Below are 7331 nucleotides of genomic sequence, written 5' to 3'. Positions count from 1 at the left end.
GGCGTCGCCGGTGCCGACCTGGTCCTGGTTCAGGGTGACGAAAGCGCGGGTGGTGTGCTCGTAGGCGGCGAAGCCCGTGGTGTGGTCCCGGTCGGCGAGCGACTCGGCGAGCATGTACGCGCCGACGAGCGCGAGGCTGGTGCCCTGGCCGGTGAGGAACGAGGGCGCGTACGCGGCGTCGCCCACCAGCGCGACCCTGCCGCTGGACCAGCGGGGCATACGGATCTGGCTGACCGAGTCGAAGAACAGGTCGTCCGCGTCGCGCAGGGCGGCGAGCATGCCCGGGACCTCCCACCCCGCGTCGGCGAACACCTCGGCGACCAGGGCACGTTGGGCCTTGGGGTCGCGGAAGGCGCCGAGAGGGGGGTCGGGGTGGGAGAAGTTCAGGAAGGCGTGCACGTCGTCGTGGTCCACGGCGTAGAGCGCCGCCGCCCGGCCAGGGGTGTTCCACATGACCAGTTCGTCGGAGAGCCCGAAGGTGTTGCGCATGGTGAATCCGGCGAAGCAGTAGCCGAGGTAGCGGTGGAACTGCTCCTCCGGGCCGAAGAGGAACTCGCGGGTACGCGAGTGCAGCCCGTCCGCGCCGAACACCATGTCGAACGTACGTGTGGCGCCGCCACGGAAGGTGACGTCGACGCCGTGGCCGGAGGACTGGTCCAGGGTGTCGACGCAGTCGTCGAACAGGAACTCCACGTCGTCACGGACCGCCTCGTAGAGCGCCTCGGTCAGTTCTCCGCGCGGCACCTCCAGGTCCTGGCCCGCCGTACCGCCGGAGACAGCGTGCGGATCGACCGAGGCCACCTCGCGGCCGTCCGCGTCGAGGAAGGTCAGTCGACGCACGTCGATGTGCGCCTCCCGCAGGCGCGGCAGGACGCCCATTCTGCGCACCACCTCAAGGGCGGTGCCGCGCACGTCGACGGGGTAGCCGCCGCGCCGCACCGTGGCCGCCTTCTCGACCACCGTGACCTCGTATCCGTAGCGGTGCAGCCAGTGGGCGAGGGCGGGGCCCGCGATGCTGGCCCCGGATATCAGGACCCTGCCCCTCGGTGTGGTGCGGCGGTTCCTCGGGTGACCGGTGCTGTTCATTCCTTGGCTCCTTTGCTAAGGGTGCGGGTGACGAGCAGGGAGAGCGCCGTGACGGCGCCCGCTATGACGAAGCCGGTGACGAAGGCGGATTCGGCCGGAACATCCGACCCCGACGGCGTCCCGGCGGTGAGGATCGCGCCACTGACCTGGACGCCCACGGCGTAGCCGAGCACGCGGGTGACCAGGACCAGGCTGGTGGCGATGCCGGTGTCGCCGCGCTCGACGGATGTGGCGGTGCTGGTCACCATCGCCGTGACGCAGAGGCCATTGGCGAGCGCGATCATCATCTTGCCGATGACGAGGTGCCAGATCTGGCTGTGGATGCCCGCGAGCGCGATCAGGGCGGCGACCATGAGGACGATCCCGGCGGTGACCACGGCGCGCGAGCCGAAGCGCCGGGTCCCGATGCCGCTGATCGGCCCGGCCAGGGACGCGGCTACAGCGCCGGGCAGCAGATAGAAGCCGATCTCGGTGGCGCCGGCCCCGAATCCGTACGTGCCGGAGTCCACCGCGAAGAGCTGCGGGACGAGATAGACCGCCACGGAGGTGCCGACGCAGATCACGAACGTCAGCACGCAGGACTTCCAGACCGCGGGCCGGGCGAGCATGCGCAGATCGACCATCGGCGAGGCCGCGCGGCGTTCGACGGTGATCCATCCGGTCGTGAAGGCGGCCAGGGCGGCGACGAGGGCGCCGAGCACGAGCGGCTCCGAGCCGATGTCGGGCGCCAGGGCGAGTACGAGCATGAGCGTGATCAGCGTGCCGCTCAGGAGGAGCAGGCCGGGCCAGTCGATCCCGGCGCCGTCGGAACCACCGGGCGGATCATGCGGCATCAGCCGGCCGACCAGCAGGGTGGCGCCGATCACGGCGAGCGTGGGCAGCGCGAACATCCAGTGCCGGGACAGGCCTTCGGCCACGGGCCCGGCCGACAGCGTGCCCGCCATGCCGCCGCCCACGAACAGGCCGCTGACCACGCCGATGGCCACCTTCGACTCGCCCGCCGGCAGATGTGCGCGCACCAGGATGAACGACAGGGGCAGCGCGCCCACCATCGCTCCCTGGAGCACCTGGCCGAGCAGCAGTACGGGCAGGTTCGGCGCGAGGGCGGACACCAGGCCGCCGGTCGAGACCACCGCCATCAGCCGGAGCAGGACCCGTTTTCCGCCGTAGCGGTCGCCTAACTTGCCCGCGACCGGCGTGATGAGCGCGCCGGTGATCAGCAGCATGATGCTGAGCAACGCCCCTTCGGCGGGGCTCATGTCCAGCTCGCGCTGGAGGAGCGGCAGGGTCGGCGTCACCACCGACTCCAGGGCACCGGTGGCGACCGCCAGCATGCCGAGGGCTCCGACCGCGGCCTTTCCGATGCGGGCCGATGGAGCCTGAGTTGCGGTCATGGACTTCCTTTCCGTCATGGCCGGGCGTGCGCGGCCGATCCGTGGAGACGGTCCGTGCAGCCTCCGTACGGCCGGGATGAAACTACACTACACCGTGCAGTGTAGAACGGTGGGCGGCTAGGATGTGCCCATGCCGACCACGAAGACACCGACCACGAAGACACTGCGCGAGGGGTCCACGCGGAAGCGGGCCGCCATCCTCTCGGCGGCCCGCGAACTGTTTCTCGCCGACGGCTTCGACCGGTCGAGCGTCGACGCGGTCGCCGCCAGGGCCGGAGTGTCCAAGCGGACGGTCTACGACTACTTCGGCGACAAACAGACGTTGCTGCAAGCAGTCGTCGACGCGATCGGCCAGTCGATGATCACCACGATCCGGCGCACCCTGGACGACACCCTCACCGACGGCACCGAGGCGGCCGGTCTCGAGGACGCCCTGGTCACGTTCTCGATGCGCATCTCGACCGACATGCTCGGCTCGGCGGAGTACGCGACGCTCCAGCGGCTCGTCCGCTCGGAATCCGGCCACCTGCCGCACCGGGGGTACAACACCATGGCCGACACCCCCGACGAGGCACTGGCCGAGCGCTTCGCCGCCTTCGGCGCGGCGGGGCTCCTCGCCGTCCCCGATCCCCGCCTGGCGGCCGACCAGTTCATCGCGCTGACCTTCGGCGTGGCGCTGGACAGGCTCGGTTCGGCGAACGCCGCCGAGGACGCCCGGGTGCGGCCGCTCGTCGTCGAGGGGGTGCGGACCTTCCTGCGCGCGTACCGGGCCGGGTAGGTGCGGGAAGCGGTGCCCGGAGCCCCGTGCGGGCAAAACGCCCGTGCGGCACGCGGAGGCGGCGATTGCCCGCCCACGACAGGACGCCGCAGGCGCTGAGCCTCCTGGCCGCATTCACGCCCACGCTCGCTCTCACCGGCCTCAGCCTCGGCGGAGGGTAAGCGCTCTCGCACGGAATACGGGTGAATGCCGCCGGTCCCGCCGCGCGGGTCTTCGACCGGCCCCTGGTCAGACCGACCCTCGCGCGGTACATCACCCATAGGGCTGCGGGCTCGGCCCGCCCGATGACGGCAGGGACTCGCGACATGTCCGATGAGGAAGCTGCACCGGCTCAGGGGCGTCTCGGCGGCAAGGTGGCCTGTGTGACGGGGGCGGCCGGAGGGCTCGGCCGTGATGTCGTGCGCCGGATGGCCGGGGAGGGCGCCGACCTGGTCATCGTGGACATCTGCCGGTCCGTCGACACCGTGCCGTACCCGCTGTCGACGCCGGAGGACCTGAGCGACGCGGCCGGGGAGGTGCGGGACCTGGGCCGCCGCGTCGTGGCGCGGCAGGCGGATGTGCGCGATCGGGACGCCCTCCGGGAGGCCTACGACGCGGGGCTCGCCGAGTTCGGGCGGATCGATGTCGTGGTCGCCAACGCGGGGATCGCACCGCTGCTCGTGGAGGATCAGGTGCAGGCGTGGCACGACGCCATCGACGTCAACCTCACCGGCACCTTCCACACCATAGAAACGGCCATCCCCTCGATGGTCGACGCCGGGCAGGGCGGCTCGATCGTGATCGTCAGCTCCACCGCAGGGCTGGTCGGCATCGGCGGGGCGAGCAACGGCGGCCTCGGCTACGCCGCCTCCAAGCACGGCCTTGTCGGGCTGATGCGCACGTACGCCAACAACCTCGCCCCGCACAGCATCCGCGTGAACTCCGTGCATCCCACCGGCGTGGCGACGCCCATGGTCGCCGACCCCGTCATGGCCGAGTTCGTCGCCCAGGACCCGATCCTGTCCGAGGGCGCGCCGAACGCCCTGCCGGTGGACGTGATCGAACCGCTCGACGTGTCCAACGCCATCCTGTGGCTGGCCTCGGACGAAGCCCGCTACGTCACCGGTGTCACGCTGCCTATCGACGCCGGATTCATCAACCGCCGCTGAGCCGCCCGTTTCGCTGAGCCGCGGAGTCGCCGAGCCGGAGGTGCGGGAGTCCATGACCGATCAGTACGCGGACACGATCCTGGTGGGCGGGAACGTCAGGGCGGCTTCCGGCCGGGCCGAGGGGCTCACGGTGCGCGCCGGTGTCATCGAGACCGTCGGCGGCGGCGCGGAGGTGCTCGCACGGCGGGGCCCGGACACCCGGGTGATCGAGCTGGCCGGGGACACCGTCCTGCCGGGCCTGCACGACCTGCATGTGCACCCGATCTACGCCGGGGTCCGTGAACGCCGCTGCAAGGTCCCGCAGGGCTCAACTCTGGCCAAGACGCTGGGCCTTGTCGCCGAGCACGTGGCCAGGACCGCCCCCGGTGCCTGGGTCCTCGGCGGGCAGTGGGACGCGTCCGCGCTCGGCGTCAGCCCGGACCGGACCATGCTGGACGCCGTCGCCCCCGACCATCCCGTTCTCCTTGAGGACACCAGCGGACACAGTTCATGGGCCAACAGCGCGGCGCTCAGGGCCGCGGGAATCGGCCCCGGCACACCGGACCCGCCGGGCGGCATCTTCGAGCGGGACACCGCGGGCCGGCCGAGCGGCATCCAGCGCGAGACCGCCGCCGATCTGCTCGCGGCCTCGGCACCCAAACCGGCCGATGAGGAGGTGGAGGCGGCTCTGGAGTGGGCTCTCGGGGAAATGCTCTCCTACGGGATCACGTCGTTCACCGAGGCCGCGGTGGGGTTCACCGCGGGGCCGCGCTCCGAACTGCGCGCCTACACCCGGCTCGCGGCGCGGGGAGCCGTCAGGCAGCGGGTGCGTCTGAGCCTCGTGTGGTCCCCGTACGACCCCGGGTGTGACGACCTGATCGCCATGCGGAACCTCTATGCGAGCGCCCGCATCACGCCCGACTGCGTGAAGATCTTCCTCGACGGGGTGCCGACGGACAGCCACACGGCGGCGATGATCGAGCCCTACGCCGACACGGTGGAGGGCCGGGGCGCCGAGGCCGGGCGGCACGGGATGCTCGCGATCGCACAGGCGGTCCTGGACCGGGCGGTGACCCGGTTCGACCGGATGGGCATCACGGTGAAGTTCCACGCGGCCGGTGACGCGGCGGTCAGGGCGGCGCTCGACGCCATCGGGGCCGCCCGCGCGGCCAACGGGCCAGGGCCCTGTATGCACAACGTGGGGCACTGCACGTTCGTGACGGAGTCCGACATCGGGCGTGCCCCGCGGATCGGCGCCACGTTCGAGGTCTCGCCCTACCTGTGGCGGCCCTCCCCCATCTGCGCCGACATCGCGGCGGCCGTCGGCCCGGCCGCGATCCGGCGTGTGTGGCCGGTGCGCGAGATGCTCGAAGGCGGCGCGCCGGTCGTCGCGGGGTCGGACTGGTGCGTCGTGCCGTCGGTGAACCCGTGGTCCGCCATCGAGTCGCTCGTCACCCGCCAGGAGCCGGGAGGGAGCGCCGACTCCTTCGGCCCCGACCAGGCCATCACCCTGGAGCAGGCCTTCAACCTCTTCACGGTCAACTCCGCGCGTCAGGAGGGGATGGCGCACCGGGTCGGACGCATCGAGCCGGGCATGCTCGCCGATGTCATCGTCGTCGACCAGGACCCCTTCGACGTACCGATCACCCGCGTGCACGCCACCGAGGTGCGGATGACGTTCGTCGAGGGCGAGCCCGTCTTCGACGCCGATGAACGACGACCCTCGAAGTAATGCCGTCGCCGCGGCACCGGAAGTCTCCTGGATTGCCCCGCGTGACCCACGACATCATGTTCCCGCGCGTCGAGCCGGGCCTGACCTTCCAGGAGACGCCCGACCGCGTCACCGCGGACCTCGACCCCGACGCCGACCCGGAACCGACCCAGGCCGCCCGGACGGGTGCGGCTCGACTGCTCCGCGGACCAGGGTGGCATCGAGGTCGCCCACCACTACGCGGGCCCCGGGGCGCGGGCCGTCCTGGATCTGGCCTACCGCGTCGCCCGCGTCGTCGAGGAGGAGAGCGGCCTGACCGGTCATGACTTCGAGGTGGACCAGCCCACCCTGACCGGCGATCCGCGCAGGGCCGCGGCCCGGCTGGGCGGCGTCTCCGACTGGGTGCGGCGGGAACTCGTGCGGGCGAGCCGTGCGGATGGCTGCCCTATACATCTCGTAGAGAATTCAAATGCCCTCGGATACGGGCGGCCAGAAACCGCTTGCTCGGATCCGTGCGACTAATTCGGCATTATTTCCTTCCGGATTCACGGAATGGCGAGGAATTCCGGGCCCTCGATGGCCGGGCACCGCCGCGCCCGCCGCCGGGCCCCGCGACGCCTCCTCGGCCCCTCGCCACGACACCGCCCCAGAGCGCGACCAGCAGGGCGCCGTGGCCGAACTTCCCCTCGTAGATGGCCTGTTGTCGTACGTCGAACGTTACCGGGCCGAAACCGCACCCGGACCGGGTGAGCCGCCCGGAGTCCGGGGTGGCCGGTGAGCGTCCCTCAGGCGGGGCCCGGAGGGGCTGGATTCGGCCCAGTTGTGCGCGTCGGAACGCATCCGCTTGACTGGTGTCCGCACTCCGGAGTGCCCTCCATCATCACAGGTCACACGGTGTTTTCCACTCGTCGGCGGCCCCTCGGCGGCGCCCGGCGGACGGATCCAGTTTCCATGCTTGAGCACAAATTCCACACATCCCCTCTTCTAACTGGCGCCGATGGTCTAGATTGACCGTGCTTCAGCTGTTCAGACATCTGGCGGCCATTAATGATCTATAGGTGCGGCGCTATGAACCATCAGTATTCGCGTCCCCGGCGCCGTCCTTGGGGGTGATCGATTTCGGGTCCCGAGAAGGGGCCCTGGGTGCGGGGAGCGCCCGGGGTCGCGACGGGTCCCGACGTACGTCGAAGGTGTGGCAGGACATCCATGTCCGCTGCCACCGGGGTGGGTTGTTC

The 7331-nt window shown here is 71.0% G+C and carries 6 protein-coding genes; 4 read left to right on the top strand and 2 right to left on the bottom strand.

Annotation, left to right across the window (positions count from 1 at the left end):
• The coding region (locus AB8Z36_RS25050; protein ID WP_369215631.1) for an FAD-dependent monooxygenase at nucleotides 1-1086 on the bottom strand (1086 nt) is incomplete at its 3' end.
• Nucleotides 1083-2480, bottom strand: coding sequence for an MFS transporter (locus tag AB8Z36_RS25045; protein ID WP_369215630.1), 1398 nt, complete (start codon nucleotides 2478-2480; stop codon nucleotides 1083-1085). The genes AB8Z36_RS25045 and AB8Z36_RS25050, both read right to left, overlap by 4 nt.
• Nucleotides 2481-2610: 130 nt before the next feature.
• On the opposite strand from AB8Z36_RS25045, the gene AB8Z36_RS25040 reads away from it, so the two are divergent.
• The 4 genes from AB8Z36_RS25040 to AB8Z36_RS25025 all read left to right on the top strand — a co-directional run bounded on the left by AB8Z36_RS25040 (nucleotide 2611) and on the right by AB8Z36_RS25025 (nucleotide 6618).
• The gene (locus AB8Z36_RS25040; protein WP_369215629.1) at nucleotides 2611-3258 is read left to right on the top strand and encodes a TetR/AcrR family transcriptional regulator; all 648 of its coding nucleotides are present in this window, start codon (nucleotides 2611-2613) and stop codon (nucleotides 3256-3258) included.
• A 305-nt stretch (nucleotides 3259-3563) separates the two neighbouring features.
• Entirely contained in the window at nucleotides 3564-4406 is an 843-nt protein-coding gene (locus AB8Z36_RS25035) for a mycofactocin-coupled SDR family oxidoreductase (protein WP_369215628.1), read from the top strand.
• A 52-nt stretch (nucleotides 4407-4458) separates the two neighbouring features.
• Nucleotides 4459-6117 (top strand): amidohydrolase, encoded by a 1659-nt coding sequence (locus AB8Z36_RS25030; protein WP_369215627.1) that lies wholly within the window; start codon nucleotides 4459-4461, stop codon nucleotides 6115-6117.
• Between the two features lie 165 nt (nucleotides 6118-6282).
• On the top strand, nucleotides 6283-6618 hold the full coding sequence (locus AB8Z36_RS25025) for a hypothetical protein (RefSeq protein ID WP_369215626.1): 336 nt from the start codon (nucleotides 6283-6285) through the stop codon (nucleotides 6616-6618).
• Nucleotides 6619-7331 lie beyond the last annotated feature (713 nt).

Source organism: Streptomyces flavofungini, from assembly GCF_041028215.1.
Classification (GTDB): Bacteria; Actinomycetota; Actinomycetes; order Streptomycetales; family Streptomycetaceae; genus Streptomyces; species Streptomyces flavofungini_B.
The sequence above is the reverse complement of the archived record's forward strand: the minus strand, read 5'-3'. Positions and strand labels throughout refer to the sequence as shown.

Excerpts from the sequence above, each read along its gene's own strand:
- AB8Z36_RS25040 (WP_369215629.1), top strand. The coding sequence starts at position 2,611 with ATGCCGACCACGAAGACACCGACCACGAAGACACTGCGCGAGGGGTCC.
- AB8Z36_RS25045 (WP_369215630.1), bottom strand. The coding sequence starts at position 2,480 with ATGACCGCAACTCAGGCTCCATCGGCCCGCATCGGAAAGGCCGCGGTC.
- AB8Z36_RS25030 (WP_369215627.1), top strand. The coding sequence starts at position 4,459 with ATGACCGATCAGTACGCGGACACGATCCTGGTGGGCGGGAACGTCAGG.
- AB8Z36_RS25035 (WP_369215628.1), top strand. The coding sequence starts at position 3,564 with ATGTCCGATGAGGAAGCTGCACCGGCTCAGGGGCGTCTCGGCGGCAAG.